The sequence below is a fragment of the Embleya sp. NBC_00896 genome, from assembly GCF_045207785.1.
Taxonomy (GTDB): domain Bacteria; phylum Actinomycetota; class Actinomycetes; order Streptomycetales; family Streptomycetaceae; genus Embleya.
Genome location: NZ_CP108777.1, coordinates 2397602 through 2418026 on the forward strand (window position 1 = coordinate 2397602; position 20425 = coordinate 2418026).

At 70.4% G+C, this 20425-nt stretch carries 20 protein-coding genes; 15 read left to right on the forward strand and 5 right to left on the reverse strand.

All coding sequences use genetic code 11. The annotated features are described in order from the left end of the window. Nucleotides 1-2 precede the first annotated feature (2 nt). From OG928_RS44045 to hypE, 11 genes are all read left to right on the forward strand, one after another. A complete protein-coding gene (locus OG928_RS44045) occupies nt 3-647 on the forward strand; it encodes a DUF5947 family protein (RefSeq protein ID WP_331768327.1) in 645 nt (214 codons plus the stop codon). After that, nucleotides 644-1330 (forward strand): DUF6084 family protein, encoded by a 687-nt coding sequence (locus OG928_RS44050; protein ID WP_331767644.1) that lies wholly within the window; start codon nt 644-646, stop codon nt 1328-1330. The genes OG928_RS44045 and OG928_RS44050 overlap by 4 nt, the downstream gene beginning before the upstream one ends. Then, nucleotides 1327-2733, forward strand: a complete 1407-nt coding sequence (locus OG928_RS44055) for a hypothetical protein (RefSeq protein ID WP_331767645.1) — start codon at nt 1327-1329, stop codon at nt 2731-2733. Before OG928_RS44050 ends, OG928_RS44055 begins: the two co-directional genes overlap by 4 nt. Beyond that, complete coding sequence (locus tag OG928_RS44060; protein WP_331767646.1) at nt 2730-3401, forward strand: hydrogenase maturation protease; 672 nt, start codon at nt 2730-2732, stop codon at nt 3399-3401. The genes OG928_RS44055 and OG928_RS44060 overlap by 4 nt, the downstream gene beginning before the upstream one ends. Further along, nucleotides 3386-3499, forward strand: coding sequence for a DUF6893 family small protein (locus OG928_RS44065; RefSeq protein ID WP_406291838.1), 114 nt, complete (start codon nt 3386-3388; stop codon nt 3497-3499). Before OG928_RS44060 ends, OG928_RS44065 begins: the two co-directional genes overlap by 16 nt. A 169-nt stretch (nt 3500-3668) precedes the next feature. Beyond that, entirely contained in the window at nt 3669-4106 is a 438-nt protein-coding gene (locus OG928_RS44070) for a hydrogenase maturation nickel metallochaperone HypA (protein ID WP_331767647.1), read from the forward strand. Nucleotides 4107-4110: 4 nt separating this feature from the next. Then, a complete protein-coding gene (hypB, locus tag OG928_RS44075; RefSeq protein WP_331767648.1) occupies nt 4111-4905 on the forward strand; it encodes a hydrogenase nickel incorporation protein HypB in 795 nt (264 codons plus the stop codon). Then, nucleotides 4902-7262 carry a carbamoyltransferase HypF gene (gene hypF / locus OG928_RS44080; protein WP_331767649.1) on the forward strand — a complete coding sequence of 787 codons (2361 nt, stop codon included), beginning with the start codon at nt 4902-4904 and terminating at the stop codon, nt 7260-7262. The genes hypB and hypF overlap by 4 nt, the downstream gene beginning before the upstream one ends. Before the next feature lie 47 nt (nt 7263-7309). Then, nucleotides 7310-7666: a HypC/HybG/HupF family hydrogenase formation chaperone gene (locus OG928_RS44085; RefSeq protein WP_331767650.1), complete on the forward strand. Its 357-nt coding sequence runs from the start codon at nt 7310-7312 to the stop codon at nt 7664-7666. Further along, entirely contained in the window at nt 7663-8787 is a 1125-nt protein-coding gene (hypD, locus tag OG928_RS44090) for a hydrogenase formation protein HypD (RefSeq protein WP_331767651.1), read from the forward strand. Before OG928_RS44085 ends, hypD begins: the two co-directional genes overlap by 4 nt. Beyond that, on the forward strand, nt 8780-9883 hold the full coding sequence (gene hypE / locus OG928_RS44095; protein WP_406291841.1) for a hydrogenase expression/formation protein HypE: 1104 nt from the start codon (nt 8780-8782) through the stop codon (nt 9881-9883). The genes hypD and hypE overlap by 8 nt, the downstream gene beginning before the upstream one ends. A gap of 88 nt (nt 9884-9971) precedes the next feature. Here the strand turns inward: hypE and OG928_RS44100 are convergent, their stop codons facing one another. Beyond that, nucleotides 9972-12119 carry a hypothetical protein gene (locus OG928_RS44100; protein WP_331767652.1) on the reverse strand — a complete coding sequence of 716 codons (2148 nt, stop codon included), beginning with the start codon at nt 12117-12119 and terminating at the stop codon, nt 9972-9974. Nucleotides 12120-12224: 105 nt separating this feature from the next. On the opposite strand from OG928_RS44100, the gene OG928_RS44105 reads away from it, so the two are divergent. Next, on the forward strand, nt 12225-13004 hold the full coding sequence (locus OG928_RS44105) for a class I SAM-dependent methyltransferase (RefSeq protein ID WP_331767653.1): 780 nt from the start codon (nt 12225-12227) through the stop codon (nt 13002-13004). A gap of 328 nt (nt 13005-13332) precedes the next feature. Here OG928_RS44105 and OG928_RS44110 read toward each other — a convergent pair whose 3' ends face one another. Further along, nucleotides 13333-14019, reverse strand: a complete 687-nt coding sequence (locus tag OG928_RS44110; RefSeq protein ID WP_331767654.1) for a TetR/AcrR family transcriptional regulator — start codon at nt 14017-14019, stop codon at nt 13333-13335. Nucleotides 14020-14113: 94 nt separating this feature from the next. Between OG928_RS44110 and OG928_RS44115 the strand changes: the two genes are divergently transcribed. From OG928_RS44115 to OG928_RS44125, 3 genes are all read left to right on the forward strand, one after another. Continuing rightward, the gene (locus OG928_RS44115) at nt 14114-14833 is read left to right on the forward strand and encodes an NAD(P)H-binding protein (RefSeq protein WP_331767655.1); all 720 of its coding nucleotides are present in this window, start codon (nt 14114-14116) and stop codon (nt 14831-14833) included. Between the two features lie 158 nt (nt 14834-14991). Then, nucleotides 14992-16626, forward strand: a complete 1635-nt coding sequence (locus tag OG928_RS44120) for an alpha/beta hydrolase (RefSeq protein WP_331767656.1) — start codon at nt 14992-14994, stop codon at nt 16624-16626. Nucleotides 16627-16831: 205 nt separating this feature from the next. Further along, nucleotides 16832-17242 (forward strand): hypothetical protein, encoded by a 411-nt coding sequence (locus OG928_RS44125; protein WP_406291845.1) that lies wholly within the window; start codon nt 16832-16834, stop codon nt 17240-17242. Nucleotides 17243-17468: 226 nt separating this feature from the next. Here OG928_RS44125 and OG928_RS44130 read toward each other — a convergent pair whose 3' ends face one another. The 3 genes from OG928_RS44130 to OG928_RS44140 all read right to left on the reverse strand — a co-directional run bounded on the left by OG928_RS44130 (nt 17469) and on the right by OG928_RS44140 (nt 20269). After that, entirely contained in the window at nt 17469-18059 is a 591-nt protein-coding gene (locus OG928_RS44130; RefSeq protein ID WP_331767658.1) for an SMI1/KNR4 family protein, read from the reverse strand. Nucleotides 18060-18290: 231 nt separating this feature from the next. Continuing rightward, nucleotides 18291-19613: an ATP-binding protein gene (locus tag OG928_RS44135; protein WP_331767659.1), complete on the reverse strand. Its 1323-nt coding sequence runs from the start codon at nt 19611-19613 to the stop codon at nt 18291-18293. Next, nucleotides 19610-20269: a response regulator transcription factor gene (locus tag OG928_RS44140; RefSeq protein WP_331767660.1), complete on the reverse strand. Its 660-nt coding sequence runs from the start codon at nt 20267-20269 to the stop codon at nt 19610-19612. The genes OG928_RS44135 and OG928_RS44140 overlap by 4 nt, the downstream gene beginning before the upstream one ends. Between the last annotated feature and the right edge of the window lie 156 nt (nt 20270-20425).

Below are 20425 nucleotides of genomic sequence, written 5' to 3' on the forward strand. Positions count from 1 at the left end.
CGATGCACACCGCGCCCGAGCGGCTCGCGACGACCGGGCTGCGCAGATTTCGGGAACCCGCGCCCCCACGGAGCGAGCGGTGCGAACTCTGTGGACAGGCACTGGCGGAAGGCCACCGCCACCTCGTGGACACCGAGGTTCGCGTCCTGGCCTGCGCCTGCCAGGGCTGCGCGATGTTGTTCGATCGACCCGGCGCCGCCGGGGGCCGGTTTCGCACCGTGCCCGATCGCTACCTGGCCGATCCCGACCACTGTCTCGACGACGGCGTGTGGGAAACACTGCAGATCCCGGTCGGCACCGCGTTCTTCTTTCGCAACGCCGCACTCGATCGCCTGGTCGCGCTGTACCCCAGCCCCGCAGGCGCGACCGAGAGTGAGCTGGATCCTCGAACGTGGCAGGAGGCACTGGGCGAAAGCCACCTCGCGGCCTCGCTCAGGGCCGATATCGAAGCCCTCTTGGTACACCGCTCGGCGGAGGGCACCGAGTGTTTCCTCGTGCCGATCGACATCTGCTACGAACTGGTCGGCCGGATGCGCCTGCACTGGCAGGGCTTCGACGGCGGGGCCGAGGCCCGCGCCGACCTCGAGGCGTTCTTCGCCCACGTCAGGGAGCGGGCCCGTACCCCGCGAAAGGACGAACGGCCGTGACCGAGCTGAGTTTCGCGTGCGTCGACGTGCGCGCCGACCGATACGCGGCGGGCCCGACACTGGTGTTTCGGCTCCGGATCACCGCCGCCGACGACGCCCGCGTGCACGCCCTCGCGCTGCGCTGTCAACTGCGCATCGAGCCGGCCCGGCGCCGATACGACACGCCCGAGGCCGACCGGCTCGACGTCCTGTTCGGCGAGCGTTCGCGCTGGGCCGACAGCATGAACCCGATGCAGTTCGCGCAGGTGTCGATCACCGTTCCCGGCTTCACCGGGACGACCGAGGTGGACATGCCCGTCCCCTGCACCTACGACATGGACATCGCCACCGGCCGCTACTTCCACGCGCTGCGCAGCGGAGAGGTGCCCCTCCTGCTGCTGTTCTCCGGGACGCTCTTCGCCGGCGCCGGCGGTTTCCGTGTCGAGCCGGTGCCGTGGGACCGGGAGGCGAACGTCCGCATGCCCGTCACCGTGTGGCAGGAGATGATCGAGCAGCACTTCCCGGGCTGCGGGTGGATCCGGTTGCCCCGCGACAGCATGGACGACCTGCTCGCCTTCCGCACGCGGCACGGGCTCGCCTCCTGGGAGGCGACCGTGCGGGCGCTGCTCGACACGGCGGCGCCCGCGCCGACACCCTCGGTTCGCGCCTCGAGCCGCCTCACCGCCGAGGGGACGCCCCGATGACCACGACCACCTTCACCCCGGCGGTGGAGTCCCGGTTCGCCGCGGCCCGCCAGATCGCCGACGCCGTCCTGTTCGAGGGCTACGTCCTCTACCCGTACCGGGCGTCGGCCGCCAAGAACAGAATGCGGTGGCAGTTCGGCGTGCTCGTCCCGCCCTCCTGGGGCACCGACAGCGCCGAGCACTGTTCCCAACGCACCGAATGCCTGATGGAGCCGCGCCGCGGGGCGTCCCTCTCGGTCGAGGTGCGTTTCCTGCACGTGGAGCGACGCCTGGTGGAACAAGCCCTGGGGGAGGACGTGTTCGAGCCGGTCGACACGCTCGCCCTGCCGGAGCGGGTACTGGTTCCCTGGGACGAGGGTATCGAGGAGCGCGTCGAACTCGTGGTTCCCGTCGACGCGTTGGCGGGTGACGGCGTCGTGTTTCCGTTCTCCCGCGACGTGCGCCGGGAGATCGAACCGGTATGCCAGGACGATCGGGTGGTCGGCCGCCTGGTGCGCACGCGGCGGCGCGTCGAGGGCGTCGTCCGGGTTCGGTCCGGCGAGGTCCCCGGACCGTACGCGTGTGCCCGGCTCATCGTCGAGGTGGAGAACACCAGCGACTGGGAGCCGCCTCCGGGCGCGGACCGGGACACCGCCCTGGCGCACTCGCTGATCTCGGCACACGTGCTGCTCGGCCTCGACGGCGGGGCGTTCGTGTCGATGACGGATCCGCCCGAGTGGGCCAAGGGCGCCGTCGCGAGCTGCCGCAACCTGCACACGTGGCCCGTGCTCGCCGGGGAATCGGGTCGCACCGACGTCGTGCTCTCCTCCCCGATCATTCTGGAAGACCATCCGATGGTGGCTCCCGAGAGCCCGGGCGCGCTGTACGACGGCACGGAGATCGACGAGATCCTGGCCCTGCGTACCGCGGCCCTCACCGACGAGGAAAAGCGCGAGGCCCGGGGTACCGATGCCCGGGCCGGCGCCGTGATCGACCTGGCGGACTCGCTTCCGCCGGAGGTATGGGAGCGCCTGCACGGCGCGGTCCGGACGCTGCGCCCGGACGCCGAACCGGCCGCGATGGCGGTCGCGGCCGGCCTGACCCCGGCACCGCCCGACACACCGTGGTGGGATCCGGCGAGCGACGCCGGTTTCGACCCGGCCCGCGACCGGGTCGTGGTCGAGGGCCGATCGCTCGGCGCGGGCAGCCGTGTCCTGCTCAAACCCGGCCCGCGCCGCACCGACGCCCAGGACCTGTTCCTCCACGGGCGGGCCGCCCGAGTCGAGGCGGTGTTGCACGACGTCGACGGTCTCGTGCACCTGGCGGTCACCGTGGACGGCGATCCCGGCGCGGACCTGCGCCGCGAACAGGGCCGGTTCCTGTACTTCCAGCCCGACGAGATCACTCCCCTGGAGGAGATGTGAGCGCCGGAGGACAGGGCGGCGGCGCCGGTCACGTACTGGTCGCCGGCGTCGGCAACATCTTCCTGGGGGACGACGGATTCGGGGTGGAGACCGTCCGCCGGCTCGCGGGCCACACACTGCCCGCCCGCGTCGAGGTGGTGGACTTCGGTGTACGCGGTGTCCACCTGGCCTACCAACTTCTGGAGGGCTACCGGACGTTGGTATTGGTGGACGCCACCGCGCGCGGCGGCGAGCCGGGGACCGTGTACCTGATCGAGGCGGCGACACCGGGAGCGGTCGAGCCCGGATCCGCCCTACTCGACGGTCACCGCATGGGGCCGGACGCCGTGCTGGCCCTGCTCGGCACGCTGAGCGCGGGCACCGGTGGCACCCCACCGCGACGGGTACTGGTGGTCGGCTGCGAACCGGCCTCGCTCGACGAGGGCATCGGGCTCAGCCCACCCGTGGCCGAGGCCGTCGACGAGGCGGTCGACCTGATCCTGCGGGTGCTGCACAGCGAGACCCGCGGCTCGTCACCCGACGAAGCCCACGACGCGGTGCCCCAAGTGGCGTCGAACCCGACCCGGGACGATGCCTCGCCGGCAGCCGGTGCGTCCGAAACCGGTGAAGACACAGAAGACACAAGGCCCGATGAGAAGAAAGAGGCTTCAGCGTGCGAAACATCCTGATCCGCGGCCTGGGCGCAGTCGCCCTTGCCGGTCTGGCCGTCCTCACCGTGCAAAGCCTGCCGGACATCGAGCGCTACCTGCGCATCCGCCGGATGTGACCGCCGACGGCGAACGGTGACCGGGCACTGCGGCGAACGAGGTAGACCGACACGTGGTGACGGCGCGGCGACCCGCCTGCGCGGTCACCACGGCCTGTAATGGAGCCGGACGGACCCGCCGGGCGGATGTACGTGTCCGATGCGGCGACCACGCGCGGTCAGGAGGCCCATGCACGAGATGTCGATCGCGGCGGCCGTCGTCGATCAGATCGAGTCGAGGGCCCGGGCGGGCGGCGCGCATGCCGTCCTGACCGTCCGGCTCCAAGTCGGCGAACTCGCCGGTGTCGTTCCCGAAGCCCTGGCCTTCTGCTTCGAGTTGGCGTGCGCCGGCACGGTGTCGGAGGGCGCGGAGCTGATCGTCGAGCCGGTGCCGGCCCGTGCGCGATGTATCCCGTGCGCCACGGAGTGGGCCGTAGGCATGCCGCCCGATCTGTGCTGCTCCCGGTGCGGCCGCGGCGCGGGCGTCGACCTGCTCGCCGGACGCGAGTTGCGCATCCTCGACGTTCGTTGGGCCGACGGTTCGGCGTGCGCCGACGGTCACCGAGGGGCCGACGCCCACGCCGACCCGCCCGCCCCCTCCCGTGCTCGCGCCCACCAGGAAGGCTGAACCCATGTGCCGAGTCGTCGATCTTCGGCAGGCCGTGCTCGCCAGGAACGACGAGGGCGCGCGGGACCTGCGGGCCGAGCTGGCCGAGCGTGGCACCGTCGCCGTCAACCTGCTGTCCAGTCCCGGGAGTGGGAAGACCGCCCTCCTGGAGGCGGAGCTGGGCCTCGCCCGGCAACGCGGCCTGCCGGTCGCCGCGTTGACTGCCGACCTGGCCACCGAGAACGACGCGACGCGGCTGGCCCGCGCCGGTGTGCCGGTCAAACAGATCCTCACCGATGGGCTGTGCCATCTGGAGGCGTCGATGCTTCGGCGACACCTGGCCGGCTGGCTGCCCGACGGCACTCGGCTGCTTTTCGTGGAGAACGTCGGAAATCTGGTCTGTCCCGCCTCCTACGATCTCGGGGAAGCCCTGCGGGTCGTGTTGGCCTCGGTCACCGAAGGCGAGGACAAGCCGCTGAAGTACCCCACCGCGTTCGGGCTCGCGAACCTGGTCGTAGTCACCAAGGTCGACATCGCCGAGGCCGTGGAGTTCGACGAGGCCGCCTTTCGGGCCAATGTCGAACAGGTCAACCCCGGCGTGGAGGTCGTGCTCACATCCGCCCGGAGCGGCCTGGGGGCGGGCACGCTCCTTGATCGGGCGGTCGACGTTCTGGGGGGTGGGAGCACGCATCAGCCGGTGATGTCACGACAGCACTCCCACGGAGGGCACAGCCACGGCCACGGCCACGGCCACGACGGCCACGACGGCCACGACCACGGCCCCGCGCATGTCCACGCCTTGTCCGGGGAGACGCCTTGACGACATCCCCCGATATCGCCACGACTCGGCGATGTCGGGTCGCCGTGCGCGGCCTCGTCCAGGGAGTGGGCTTTCGGCCGTTCGTCTTCACGCTCGCCACCGAGCTCGGGCTCACCGGCCACGTCACGAACACCGGCGCGGGGGTGCTCGCGGAGGTCGAGGGACACCCGGACGCGGTCGCGGACTTCTGTCGGCGAGTCGGTACCGAAGCACCGCCACTGGCCGACGTGCAGTCCGTGGCGCACGAGGGCATGACGAGCGTCGGGGGCACCGGATTCGCCATCGTGGCCTCCCGCCAGGGCGGTGGTCGCACGCTCATCCCACCGGACGTGGCCACCTGCGCGGACTGCCTCACGGAGCTCGCCGACCCCGCGAATCGTCGCTACCGCCATCCCTTCATCACGTGCACCAACTGCGGCCCGCGCTTCACCATCGTCACCGCCCTGCCCTACGACCGCGCGGGCACGACCATGGCCCGCTTCCCGATGTGCCCGGACTGCGCTCGCGAGTACGCCGACCCGGCCGACCGGCGTTTTCACGCCCAGCCCATCGCCTGCCACGCGTGCGGCCCCCGACTCGCTGTGATCGTCCCCGGGGACGGCGTGCGCGCCACCGGTCCGGACGCCGTCGCGGTGGCCCGTCGGATGCTGGCCGACGGGGCGGTCCTGGCGGTCAAGGGCATCGGCGGATACCACCTCGCGTGTGACGCCGCCGACGCGGCCGCCGTGGCGCGCCTGCGTCGCCGCAAGGCCCGAGGCGACAAGCCGTTCGCGCTGATGGCGCGGTCGCTTGCCGACATCGAACCGCACGCCCGGGTCGGCCCGCGGGAACGCGCACTGTTGACCGATCCCGCGCGACCGATCGTCCTGCTGCGCCGCCGCGGTGTTTGCACGCCGGCCGACACCGTCGCCCCGGGTGCTCCGGACCTCGGCGTCATGCTCCCGTACACACCGCTGCACCACCTCCTCTTCGGGCTCCCGGGTGATCCGCCCGGCCCACGCCTGCTCGTGATGACGAGTGGGAACGTGGCCGGCGAACCCATCGCCATCGACGACGAGGAGGCGTTGACGCGGCTGGCCGGACTGGCCGACGCGTGGCTGGCGCACGACCGGCCGATCCGGGTGCCGTGTGACGACTCCGTCGTACGCGTGCTCGACGGCGAACCCGTGCCGCTGCGTCGCTCCCGCGGGTACGCGCCGCTGCCCATTCCGCTGCCGGTGCCGGTTCGGGCGGTGTTGGCGGTGGGCGGAGATCTCAAGAACACGTTCGCCGTGGCCGAGGGCCGACACGCCTGGTTGTCCGGGCACATCGGCGACATGGACGACTTGGCCACGCTGGACGCGTTCGGCAAGGCGGTGGAGCACATGGAGACGATTACGGGCGTGCGGCCCGAGGTGCTCGTCGCGGATCGCCATCCCGGCTACCGCTCGGCCTCCTGGGCGCGGAACGGCGCGGCGGGGCGGCCGCTTCTGCGGGTACAGCACCACCACGCGCACATCGCCGCGGTCATGGCCGAACACGGACTGGACGGCGGCAGGCCGGTGATCGGGGTGGCGTTCGACGGCACCGGCTACGGCGACGACGGCACGGTGTGGGGCGGCGAGTTCCTGTTGGCCGACTACGACGGTTACCGGCGCTTCGCGCGTCTTGGCCAGGTACCGCTGGCCGGTGGCGACGCGGCGGTGGCGCGCCCTTACCGGATGGCACTGGCCCACTTGTACGACGCGGGTATCCCGTGGGCGAAGGACCTGCCGTGCGTGGTCGCCTGCCCGTCGGACGAGCGCCGATTGCTCGCGCGTCAGCTCGAACGCGACCTCAACTGTGTCCCGACGTCGAGCATGGGGCGACTCTTCGACGCGTATTCGTCGCTGATCGGTGTGTGTCACCGAGCCGGCTACGAGGCGCAGGCGGCGCTCGAACTCGAGGCCGCCGCGACCCGGCACGACGCGGGGCACCCTTTCCCCCGCTACGCGTTCGGGCTGCGATCGGCCGACGCGCGGGCGGAGGGGGCGATGTTGGTCGCGGAGCCGGGCCCGCTCCTCGAGGCCGCCGTGGCGGATCTGCGCGCGGGGACCACACCGGAGGCGCTCGCCGCCGCATTCCACGGCGCGCTGGTTCGGCTCGTCGTCGACGTGTGCGTGCGTGCGCGCGAACTGTACGCGGAGCAGACGGTCGCGTTGACGGGCGGCGTTTTCGCCAACGCGCTGCTGTCGTCGGCCTGCGCGCGGGAATTGCGCGAGGCGGGATTCACGGTACTGCGGCACCGGCGCGTCCCGCCGAACGACGGAGGTCTCGCGCTCGGCCAATTGATGGTGGCCGCGCGCGTCCCACACCCGGGCCGCGACCCCGTCGGCTGAGTGCGGGAGACGACGGATCCGAGCGGTCACCGAACGAGGAGAATCCGATGTGCCTGGCGGTACCCGGAAAAGTGATGCGGATCGAGGAACGAGACGGTACCCGGATGGCCGTCGTCGACTTCGGCGGCGTGATCAAGGACGTGTGCCTGGAGTACCTGCCGGACCTGCGCGTGGGCGAGTACGCCATCGTGCACGTGGGTTTCGCGCTGCAACGACTGGATGAGGAGTCGGCCCGCAAGACCCTCGCGCTGTTCGACGAACTCGGGCTGTTGCAAGAGGAGTTCGGCGACCCGTGGGAGGCGCTCGGGGGTGCGCCCGGGGCGGGGGGTGCGCCCGGGGTCGGGGGTGCGCCCGGCGCGCCCGGGACGATGGCCGGCGACACGCCGATGGAGGCCGCGAAGTGAAGTATCTGGAGGAGTTCCGCAACCCGGAGACGGCCCGACGACTCCTTGAGGACATCCGCGCCACCGTGACCCGGCCGTGGGCGCTCATGGAGGTGTGCGGCGGGCAGACACACACGATCATCCGGCACGGGATCGACCAACTCCTGCCGCCCGAGGTCGAGTTGATTCACGGTCCCGGCTGCCCCGTCTGTGTGACCCCGCTGGAGGTGATCGACAAGGCGTTGGAGATCGCGTCGCGCCCCGAGGTGATCTTCTGCTCTTTCGGGGACATGCTGCGGGTGCCCGGCACCGACCGCGACCTGTTTCGCGTCCGCGGCGAGGGCGGCGACGTGCGTGTGGTGTATTCGCCGCTCGACGCGCTGCGGATCGCGCGGGAGAACCCCGGGCGCGAGGTGGTGTTCTTCGGCATCGGCTTCGAGACCACCGCCCCGCCGAACGCGATGGCGGTCCATCAGGCGAAGAAGCTCGGGATCCGAAACTTCAGTCTGCTGGTCTCGCATGTCCGGGTGCCCCCGGCCATCGAGGCCATCATGCGCTCGCCGGACTGCCGGGTGCAGGGTTTCCTCGCCGCCGGTCACGTGTGCAGCGTCATGGGCGTCGACGAATATCCCGAACTGGCCGAGCGCTACAAGGTACCCATCGTGGTCACGGGATTCGAGCCGCTGGACATCCTGGAGGGCATCCGCCGCACGGTCGGCCAACTGGAGCGCGGCGAGTACACGGTCGAGAACGCGTATCCCCGGGCGGTTCGCGCCGAGGGCAACCCGACGGCCAAGGCGATGTTGGACGACGTTTTCGAGGTGACCGATCGTGCGTGGCGCGGTATCGGCGTCATTCCCGCGAGCGGGTGGCGGCTCTCACCGCGCTACCGCGATCACGACGCCGAGTATCGCTTCGAGGTCACCGACATCACCACGCGCGAACCCTCCGCGTGTCGAAGCGGCGAGGTGTTGCAGGGCCTGCTGAAGCCGAACCAGTGCGAGGCGTTCGGCACCACGTGCACCCCGCGCAATCCGCTCGGCGCCACCATGGTCTCCAGCGAGGGCGCCTGCGCCGCCTATTACCTCTACCGCCGGCTCGACGCTACGACCGCACCCCGGAAAGCGAGTTCCGTTGTCTGACCTCACGATCGACCCGGTCCGCGACGCAGTGCCCGATTCGCGTCCCACGCCGGACTTCGCCGACTGGAGTTGCCCCGTCCCGCTGCGCGATCACCGGAGGATCGTGCTCGGGCACGGCGGCGGTGGGGCGATGTCGGCCGAGCTCGTGGAGCACATCTTCGCCCCGGCTTTCGGCGGCCGAACCCTGGCCACGCTCGGCGACTCGGCCGCCGTCACGCTCGGTGGCGCCCGGCTGGCCTTCTCGACCGATTCGTTCGTCGTCCGCCCGCTGTTCTTCCCCGGCGGCAGCATCGGGGACCTCGCGGTCAACGGCACCGTCAACGACCTCGCCATGAGCGGTGCGCGGGCGGCATACCTGTCCTGCGGGTTCATCCTCGAAGAAGGCGTGGAGATGTCCGTGGTCGCTCGGGTGGCCCAGGCACTCGGGGACGCGGCTCGCGCTGCGGGTGTCGAGGTGGTGACCGGCGACACGAAGGTCGTCGAGACCGGCCACGGGGACGGCATCTACATCAATACGGCCGGAATCGGTCTGATCCCGGCCGGTGTGGATCTGCGACCGCAGCGGGCGACGCCGGGCGACGTGGTGATCGTCAGCGGCGATATCGGAGTGCACGGCGTGGCCGTCATGAGCATGCGCGAGGGCCTCGAGTTCGGTGTCGAGATCGAGAGCGACTGCGCCGCGCTGGGCGGGCTCGTCGAGGCGATGCTCGCGGTGACGCCCGACCTGCACGTACTGCGCGACCCCACCCGGGGCGGACTCGCGGCGGCGCTCAACGAGATCGCCGTGGCGGCCGGTGTCGGCGTGGTCGTCGAGGAGCGCGCCGTTCCGATCCCCGACCAGGTGGCCAACGCGTGCGCGATCCTCGGTCTGGACCCGATGTATGTCGCGAACGAGGGCAAGTTGGTGGCCTTCGTCGGCAAAGAGCATGCCGACGCGGTCCTGGCCGCGATGCGCGCACACCCGCTGGGCGCCGGGGCCGCCGTGATCGGGCAGTGCGTGGAGGCCCATCCGGGCATGGTGGTGGCCCGCACCGGTCTGGGCGGTACGCGAGTCGTGGACCTGCCGATGGGGGAGCAGTTGCCGCGCATCTGTTGAGCCGGTGTCCGTTCGGATGCCCCGCTTCGCCGGCGGGTGACGGCGGCGCCGAACATGTCGGCGTCACCCGCACCGCGCGCGGCCCGCCTCACTCCTTGGCGGCGTCGAGCGTGTTCCGCGCCCGCGTGACCTCCCACGGGGCGTCCTCCACGGGCCAGTTCGCGCTCAGTTCCGCAAGCATGGCGCGATGGTCCTCGATGATCTCTTCCCACATCAGCCCCCATGCCGCAGCGGCTTGAACCTCCACCTCGGGGCAGCGCGTCGCCCGGACGAGCGCGTCCACGGAGTTGGTCCCCGGAGACTCGTCCAGCAGTTCCAGTGCCCTGAGGCGGTCGTTCAACGGCACGTTCTCGTCACAGGCGACATTCCCAAGCGCCTCGACGAGCCGTCGGTCGGCCTCCTCCGCGTCCCCGAACACCGCTGCCACCGCATCGAGGGCCCGCTCGCGAACGTGATCGCTCGCGGCGGCCTCCACGACCTCGGCCACCAGGGACGGTTCCTCCGCTGCCACGACGTCCAGCGCCGACAGTGCGGTGAGGTGCTTGGCCTCGGGCCCGTACGTGGGGCTGAGCTCGGCCGGTGAGGGAGGCTGCCGCAGCATCTCCCGGATGTGGTCCAGGACGAGTGCCCTCTCCGGTTCACGTGCTTCCTCGCCGCCCCGCTTCACGGCGCCGTCGGGGCTCCACCAGTGGTCGAGGGCGATGCCCACGGCCGCCTGGTCGTCGCTTTCGAGCAGCGTGCGAAGCGCCTGATGATACGACTCGTCCACCGTGGGAGCCCTCAGCCTTTTGTGGGCGCGATACAGGTCCGGGTCCGCCAGTCGGTGTCCTTCCCAGTGGACGCTGTGCGGCTTGCCGAAGATCAGCTCGATGGGGTTCCGGCCCCAGGGGTGCTGGGGCGGCCGGTCGTCCCAGCTCTCGGCGACCTCCTCCAGGACGGCGCGGTGCCGATCCAGGCCTCCCGTCCGGACCAGGTAATAGGACACGTGGGCCTGCACCTTCGGCTCACCCTCGCGGAGCGCCCGGAGCAGAACGTCGTCCGCGTCGGCGCCGAGGCTGTCGGCCAGGACGCGGATCGCCGTCTCCTTCGTGATGTAGAAGCCGACGGACGGGTCGAAGATCAGGTCCCCCAGGGCGGCGACAAGCCTCTCGTCCTTCACCTCGGCCTCGTCGAGCACGCCGTAGGCCATCCAGATGGCCTTGCTGCGCACCGCGTCCGAGTCCGTGCGGGCGAGAACGTCCAGCAGGAGTTCGGCGTCGCCGGGCTCGGCGTGCCGCTTCCCGATCATGTTCAGGGCGCTCACCTCGGCGGGGGACATCGGCCGCCGGAGCACCTCACGAGCGCGGGCCAGCACCTCGGGCAGGTAGGCATCGACACGTTCCTCGTCCTCAAGGACGTGACGCAGCCCCTCCGAGGACTCGTAATGGTCGAGCGCGATGCCCACGGCGACCGGGTCCTCGCTACGGAGCAGGGTGGCGAATGCTTGCAGGCATCCCTCGTCGCCGAGCGGGAACCTCAACTCGTCATGGGCCTTCCGGAGTACCGGATGGTCCGGCTCGGTGTCTTTCCAGTAGGTGCTGTGGAAGCCCTCGAGCGCTTCGCGACGAATGTGCTCGGCCTCCCAACCGGCGTCCTCCGGCCAGGACTTTGCGAGCTGCCTGACGCGGTCGCGGTGGACGCGGAGCCGTAGGGGCGTCGCGAGACAACCCGCCGCGTACACCTGGAGTTCCAGTTCGGACGACTCACTGACACGGACGAGGAGGTCCTCGACCTCCGGGAGATCGAGATCGTCCAAGGCGCGCATGGCGTCCTTGCGATCCTGCACATCGAGGCCCTCGTCCAGCACCATGGCGGTGATCAGGGCCAGCAGCCGCCGGTTCGGTTCCTCGCCTTCCGCGAGGGCGGTGCCGGCCGCCGCAAGCGCCATCTCCCGCACCCCGGCGTCCGGGGCGCCTTCGAGGGCGTCGGCGATCAAGTCCGCGTCCTCCTCCTCGGCGAGATGCCACATCACGGTGAGAGCGCTCGCGTGGCTGTAGCCGGACGGAGGTTGCCCGAGGAGGTCTCGGGCGGCGAAGAGCACTTCGTTGTCCAGCGGCCAGTAGGGGTTGTCCACGCCCCACCTGGTGTCCGCCTGTGCCGACTGGTAGTCGTCCAGAGCCCCCCGGACGACATCGATGTCGTCGCTCTCCAGCCGTGCGCTGAACTCGCCGAGGCGGGACTTCTCGTCGTCGCTCACGAAACCTCTTTCCTAATGAACGCGAGCTGGTGGCGCGCTATCGGATGGCCGTCGCCGAAGTTATGAGGGGTAGCCGACAGCCGGCAGCGCCGATAGCGTAGCCGCGTGGACAAGGATGAACGGCTGCTTCACGCCTCGTCGTTCGGCGCGGCGGCGGTTGCATACGCCGAGCACCGTCCGGACTACGCGCAGGCCGCGGTGCGTTGGGCGCTGGAGCCCGCGCCCGGCCCGCGCGTGCTCGACCTCGGCGCCGGAACCGGCAAGCTGAGCGCCACGCTGGTCGCGCTGGGTGCCGAAGTCATCGCGGTCGAGCCGGACTTGGCAATGCTGACCGAGCTGCGCCGCTCGCTGCCGGCTGTTCGTGCCCTGTCGGGTAGTGCCGAGGCGATCCCGCTGCCGGACGCGTCCGTCGATGCCGTGCTGGCCGGCAACGCCATGCATTGGTTCGACATGGCCGTCGCGGGACCCGAGATCGCCAGGGTCCTCGCACCCGGCGGGATCCTGGCCGGCTTGTGGAACGTGATGGACGACCGGGTCGAGTGGGTTGCCGGGCTCGCGCGGGTCGGCGGGAGCGCGGCCGTCGGCCCGCGTGACACGCCCACCAGTTGGCGCGCCGAGACGGCCGACATGCACCTTCCAAAGACGGGCGTGGCCGCCCGGTTCGGCTCGCCGGAGCAGGCCGAGTTCCCGCACGGGCAGCGTCGCACCGCCGACTCTCTCGTCGCGATCATCGCGACGCGCGCGGGGATGCTGGTCATGCCGGAACAGGAACAAGAGGCCACGCTGGGCCGGATCCGCGCTTTCCTCGCGAGTGGACCGGAGACTGCCCGCGGCGAGTTCACCCTCCCGATGCTGACCGGCGTGCTGCGCGTCCGGCGGCTGTGAAGCATCTCGTCGACAACCATCGGTGACACGCCGCACGCCGGCGGTGCTCGGCGAACCAGTGCGCGGCGAACCGGTGTTCGGCGAACCGGCTGCGCCACAGCCCGACCGTCTTGCGGTCGATGCCCAACCGGCGGCCACCACCGTGTTGTTCCCGCCATCCGCGCACACACCAGCGCGATGCGCGCCTGCCGAGCCGAGCCCTGCGCCGTCCTGCGCCGGCTCGCCCACCCCTGAAGCGTCCGCCCGCTCCTCCTCGTGACCACGAGCGGGAGTCTCGCCCTCCCTGTCATGCCTGCATGGGACCGCGCATCTCAGGACCACGCCACCATCACGAGGCGCTCGCGATCTCATCCGGGCGCAGGGCGTCGAGGATGAGGGTGAGGCCGAAGGTGAACTCGTCGGCGTAGTCGTAGCCGGGCTCGAGGGCGTGCCGGGTGACGAGTTCGGTGAGGTGGGGGTAGGTGTCGGCGGGCATTTCCCGCAGGATGGCGCCGGCGACCTCGTCCAACTCCGCCGAGCCGCTGAACGGCAGGCTCAACTCCTGGATCACGAAGCCGTACAGGTAGCTGTCGATCAGCGAGACGGCGTGCGCGGCCATCGGGACGGAGAAACCTCCGGCGCGCAGTGCTCCGATGACGGCGTCGTGGTGGCGCAGGGTCGCGGGGCCGGGCCGGGTGCGGGAGTCCAGCAGGGGGACGGCCCACGGATGGCGCCGGAGCACGGCACGGGCGGACGTCGCTCGGTGGCGCATGGCGCTCTTCCAGTCCGTGTCGCGCGGCGGCAGATCGATCTCGCCGAACACCGCGTCCACCATGCCGTCGAGGACGTCCTCCCGGCCTGCGACGTGGTGGTAGAGCGACATCGCCTCGACGCCCAGTGGTTCGGCGATGGCCCGCATGGTGAGCGCGGCCGAGCCCTTCTCGTCCGCCACTGCCACCGCCGTGCGGATCACGCGCTCGCGACTGAGCGGCGTGCGCTCCGACGCCCCGCGTCGGCGCTTGGCCCCCTCGCCCATCCGCCTCTCCTGTTCGCTGCTGTTGACCGCCTTACAGCATAAGGCTAGCGTACCTTACAGCATAAGGTCGGCATTCCGACGAAGGGGCTGCGCCATGGGCACGGAGCGTATGAAGAAGGTCTGCATCGTCGGAGCTTCGGGGAAGCTCGGGCAGTACATGGTCAGGCACGCGCTGGACCGCGGCTACGAGGTGGTCGGCGTGTGCCGGGAGCGCAGCGTGCCGAAGCTGGCCGCGTTCGACGGCCGGATGACCATCGTCCCCGGGCCCACGAACGACCCGGAGGTGATCCGGCGGGCGGTCGCCGGGTGCGACGGGGTGCTGACGGTACTGGTGCCCTGGGGCGTGAAGCAGTACGCGTCGGGCACGGCACAGGCGGTGCTCGACCACGCGCGGCCTGGCGCGCGCCTGGTCTTCTCCTGCGGCTGGCACATCACGCGCGACGGCAAGGACCGGTACTCGCGGACGTTCACCATGGGCGTTCGGATCGCCGCCCTGCTGGGCAAGCTCGTCCGCGCCGTCGAGATCGACGACCAGGTGGAGGCGTGCCGCCGGGTGTTCGCCGGCGACACCCGGTGGACCGTGGTGCGCGGCAGCACCCTGGAAGAGGGCGACAGCCAGGGCCTGCCCGTGTGGAGCCGGCACGTGGGCGATCCGGTTCTGGCGGGCAACCTGACACGTCGTGTGGACTTCGCGCTGTTCATGGTGCAGGCGCTCACCGACGACGCGCTCATCCACGAGGCGCCGGCGATCGTCGGCTGCCGCACCCCCAGCGCCCTCGCCCACAACACCGGCAACCCCCACGATCACGGCTAGGGCCTACACGGCCGGCGGACCGTTCGGTGGTCCGTGCGGTGCTTGCGAAATGCGCCGATCAAGCGGAACGGCCGGTGGATTGCCCGTTGTGACCAGGCCGTTCCCGGCGCCGGATACGGGTGTGCGACACCGGATCGCCGAGTGGTATTCCTTGGCGCGTGATCACTCCTTTCCAGGCGGCGTCCTTCCGCCGCTCCATACCCGCGGCCATGGCCCTGCTGTTGGCCGCGGGGTGTACCGGGGGCTCCGGCGGTCCCGCGTCCAACGCCGCCGCCAAGCCGGTCCCCACGCAGGTGACGACCGCACCGGCCGCGCCGAAACCCAAGGGAGCGGCCGACCCCGCGCTGCGCTCCTTCTACGAACAGAAGATTTCGTGGAAGGCGTGCAAGGACGACCCCGCGACGAAAAAGAAGGACGAGCGCGAATTCCGGTGTGGGACCTTGAAGGTCCCCCTGGACTACGCCGCTCCCGACGGCAAGTCCCTGGACATCGCCGTCATGCAATACCCGGCTGCCAAGCCCGACCAGCGGATCGGCTCGCTCGTGTTGAACCCCGGCGGACCCGGCAGCTCCGGCCAGGATTTCGTCAAGTACGGGTTCGACGACTTCGACGGCATCCTGCACGACCGATACGACGTCCTCGGCTTCGACCCGCGCGGTGTGGCCGACAGCGCGCCCGTGCGCTGCTTCGACGACAAGACCCGCGACGAGCGCAACGCGCGGGACTCGCCCCGCGATCCGGGCGAGCGCAAGGCGTACGGCGAGCAGAGCAGCAAGGAGTTCTCCGCCGCGTGTCAGGACAAGTCCGGCGACCTGCTGTCGTTCGTGGGCACCCGCAACGCGGCTCGGGACATGGACGTCCTGCGCGGCGCGGTCGGTGACGACAAGCTCAACTACCTCGGCGTCTCGTACGGAACCTACCTCGGCTCGCTGTACGCGGAGGAGTTCCCCGACCGCGCGGGCCGACTCGTCCTGGACGCCGTGGTGGACCCGGCGGCCGACAAACTCGACGCGAGCATCGACCAGACCATCGGCTTCGAGCGCTCCTTCCGCGCGTTCGCGGCCGACTGCGCCGCACGTACGGGCTGCCCGCTGGGTGGCGACCCGGGCAAGGCCGCCGAGGTCGCCGCGAACTTCCTCGACGGGCTACAGGAAAAGCCGCTGCGCACCGCTTACGACGGACGCAAGCTGACCTCCAGCCTCGGCTGGACGGGCACCACCAGCCTGCTGTACGGAGACAAGGAAACCGCGTGGAAGTACTTGCGCGAGTCGCTCACCCTGGCCATGAACGGCAAGGACGGCAGCCACCTGTTGTTCTACGCCGACAACTACATGGGCCGGGACCCCAAGGGCCACTACGACAACAGCGGGGACGCACGCTCGGCGATCCGTTGTGCCGACGGCGCCGCTCCCGCCCCCTCTCCCGAACGGATCCAGCAGGTCCTGGCGAAGCTCAAGGCCGAGGCTCCGTTGTTCTCCAAGGACACCGTCGCGTCGGACATCGAGGGCCCCGGCTGCGAGTTCTGGCCCTACAAGACACCCGAGAAGCCGCACGTGATCCGGGCCGAGGGCGCCGCACCCATCCTGGTCATCGGCACGACCGGTGACCCGGCCACGCCCTACGCCGCCTCCGAGAAGCTGGCCCAGAACCTTTCGCACGCGACCCTGCTGACCCTCAAGGGCGAAGGCCACGGCGCGTTCGGCCGCAGCAAGTGTGTCGACGCCGTGGTCACCGCCTACATCGTCGAGGGCACCCTCCCGGCCGCCGGCACGCAGTGCACCGACGGCAAATAGCCGAAGCCGCCCAGCCCCACCGGACCGGCCGTGACCAAGGCATCTCCGGCCACGGCCGGTTCCGCATCGCCGCCCGCGGCGAGTCCGACCCGGCGGCGCCGACAAGTGGAGTTCCAGCGGGTTCCTCAGAGGACTTGAAGAGTGGAACAGCGCAAATGAGGTCCGCGACCCGGCAAGCAACGTGCATCTCACCACCCCCGTCCGGGTGCCTCGCCAGATCCCGTCCGACCGCCTCAAACGCCTTCTGGACCAGGCACCGGGGACAAAGGACAAACTGGCCCTCGTGCTGGTGGCCGTCTATGCCGTCCGCCCCAAGCAGGTCGCGGGGCTCCTGCTGGAAGACCTCGACCGATCCGCAGGACGTCTGCGGATCCGCCGACCGGGACGTCTCGACCACGAGGTCCACCTTGACGAGTTCGCGCTCCTGCTCGTCAAGAACTGGATGGCAGAACGCCATCGCCGATGGCCGTTGAGCACCAACCCCCACCTGTTCGTCAGCCCCACGAGCGCGATGCACGTCGACCGTCGCGCTGTGGACATCTCCAACTTCCACGCGCCGCACGAACGGATCGATTCCTGGATGAAGCCCGCGAGACCGCGGACCCCGTCCGGCTGATGCGGTTGTTCGGGATCACGGCCGCAACCGCGATCCACTACGTCCACGCCGCCCATCCCGAGCACTTCACCATCGATCCGACACAAGCATAGGGTCGTGACCGGTCAAGACCAGCGGTTGCTGTTCGCTCCCTGTCGTGGGGCGCCGGCACCTCCGGAGGTGATCTTTGCGAATTTTGACCCAGGATCGGTCAGGGTGCCACACAGCCGCTCCAAAGTGGCCGCCACTACCAGGGCTCACCTGTGGAGGGGTCGAGGCCCGTGTCCCAACGCCGTTTCTGCTCACGCCAGTTGACGAAGGAAGGCTCTCTCGGAAGGACGACACTGATCGTCTCCTCCTGGAACACCTCGTCGGTGAGCAGCCTGACCAGGAATTCGGCCATTCCGAAAGGGTGGACCTGGTACTGGGGATCCGTGTGTCGCCCGCACACGAGGACGGGCCACCGGTCGGGATCGTCGCCCGTGGTCAGCCAGCAATAGATGTCCGAGCCGGTGGTGACGCCCCAAGCCAGGATGGAACCCGGGTCCACGTCCAGGACCGTTCTGCCGCCGCACATCTCCCAGCCACCGCGGGCGTTCGCCGTCTCCTGCCGCAGACCGGAGCCGTCCGAGTACGTGTCGGGCCGCGGAACCGGCAGCAGTATTCCGATGTTCCCGCTGAGTTGCCCCGCCCCGTACGTCTGCATGAAGGTGACGTAGTCGGCCGGAAACCGGGTCTCCCAGATCTCCTCGACCGCGGTCCAGTCGATCCGCTCGTCCACGCCCTGCGTCGCCGACACGATCCCCTCGAGCGCCGATATCCGCGAGTCCCCGCCCATGCCACCCCTCCGCGCATCTTCGAGAAGCCACAACATACGCGATCACGTTCCTCACGGAAGGAAGTGGCCGTGGTCCGGTTGCATCTCAATCCGGCGAACCATTGCGGGCACTGCCGTAACGACCGAACCGGCCTGTCTTCCACACAGATAGCCGCCACCACCAGCGGGTTTGCCTCGAAACAGCCGCAGGAATCCACGAACTCGCTGCTTTTCCGGTTCCGGTACGCCCGCTTACTCGTCTGCCTGATCACCCGATCCGGTTTCGCCGGCGCGGGCCGGAACCGCGGCGGGCGGACCGGTGACCGCCGGTTGCGAACGGACCCTGCGACGGGGACTCGTCGGGCCGTGTCCGTGTTCGCCGGGGTTGTAAGCGGTGTGCGGCGGCATGGTGAACTCGGCCCGTATCCCGCCGCCCGGTCGCGGGGTCAGGGTCAGGGCGGCGTCGTGGGCGTCGGCGACGGCGTCGGCGATCGCCAGGCCCAGGCCCGTTCCGCCGCCGTGCAGTCGGTCGCGGCGGCCGCGCCGGAAGGGTTCGCGGAGTTCGGTCAGGCGGGCCGCGGTGATCTCGGCGCCGCTGTTCTCGACGACGAGGCGACCGGCCGAGCCGGCGACCCGCAGGTATCCGCCCTGGTTGTGGTCGACGGCGTTGCGGATCAAGTTGTCCACCAGGAGTTCGAGCAGAACCGGGTCGCCGTGGACGAGGTCCGGTTCCAGGGCTTGGTACACCGTGACGCCGCGCTTGCCGATCGCGGCGGCTGATCGGACGAGGGCCTCGCGGGCGAGCGCGTCCAGGTGTACAGGCGTGATCGTGGTGGTGCCGTTCTCGCTCTGGGCGAGGTCGAGGAGCCCGTCGACCAGGCGCTGCTGCCGGTCGAGTTGTCCTCGCAATTCGTCGGCCAGGTACGCCAGTTCGTCGTGACCGCAGGGTCCGGTCGCCGATGTTTCGGCGGGGGCGGCCACGTCGACGAGGGTGCGCATGGTGGTGATCGGCCCGCGCAACTCGTGGGAGGCGTTGGCGGCGAAGCGATGTTGGGCGGCGAAGGACTGCTCCAGCCGAGCCAGCATGGCGTTGAACGTCTCGGCCAATTCCCGCATCTCGTCGTGCGGACCCGCCACGGGTATGCGTTGGTGCAACTCGTGCCGGGACAGCCGCCGGGCGGCCCCGGACACGGCGCGCACCGGCCGAAGCACGCGACCGGCCATCAGCCACCCCAGGCCGGTCGACACGAGCGTCATGCCGGCTACGCCGACCCCCGCCGTGATCAGGAGCCGCTCGCGCAACTCGCGCCTGGCCTCCTGTTTGGCCCGGACCGCCAGCCGGGCGGGGTCCACCGGCTTCGGCACGTACGACACACTCTGCCGGGAGCCGGCTGTGGCCGTGTCGCCCGGGGCGAAGGCCGTGGTGATCACGATGGCGCTGAGTATCGCTCCGGAGAGCGCGAACAGCGTCGCGTACATCAGGCTCAGCCTGGTGCGCGCGGTCACCCGAGGTCCGCGTCCGCCGTCGGTATCGGTATCGGTATCGGTGTTGGTATTGGTATTGGTGTCGGTCATGCCACGCGATATCCGGCGCCGACGACGGTGACGATCACCGGCGGCGGACCGAGTTTGCGGCGAAGGGTCGCCATGGTCGTCCGCATACTGTTGCTGAACGGGTCGGCGTGCTCGTCCCACGCACGGTCGAGCAGTTCCTCGGCGCTGACCACCGCGCCGTCCGCGCCGAGCAGGACATGCAGCACCATGAACTCCTTCGGTGACAACCGGACGAAGCGCCCGTCGCGCAGGACCACACGCTGCGCCGGATCCAGGCTGATCCCGGCTCGTTCCAGCACTGGCGGGCGCGCGGGTGTCGACCGCCGCAGGAGCGCGTGTACCCGGGCGACCAACTCCTCGAAGGCGAACGGCTTGGCCAGGTAGTCGTCCGCGCCCCGGTTGAGCCCGTCGACCCGATCGCGCAGGGTGGCCGCGCCGGTCAGCATGAGAATGCGGGTACTGCCGGCGCCGCCGGCCACGAGTTCGCGGCACACCTCGTCCCCGTGTACCTCCGGCAGGTCGCGGTCGAGTACGACCACGTCGTAGCGGGTCACCGCGGCGCGCAGCAGCGCCTGGGCTCCGTCCAACGCGACGTCGACGCTGAACGCGTGACGGCGCAATCCGCGCGCGAGCGCGTGGGCCAACACGTCGTCATCCTCGACCACCAGAACACGCATGCGGCGCACCATAGTCACCGGGACATAAACGGGACTTCAACATCTACGCACATCTTCTGTTGACGCCCCGCCGTGCAGGCTCCTCGACGTTCACCGGCCCCGGCAGCCGCCCCCCCGGCATCGGTGCCCGCTATCGGTCCCGGGCATCGGCCGCCG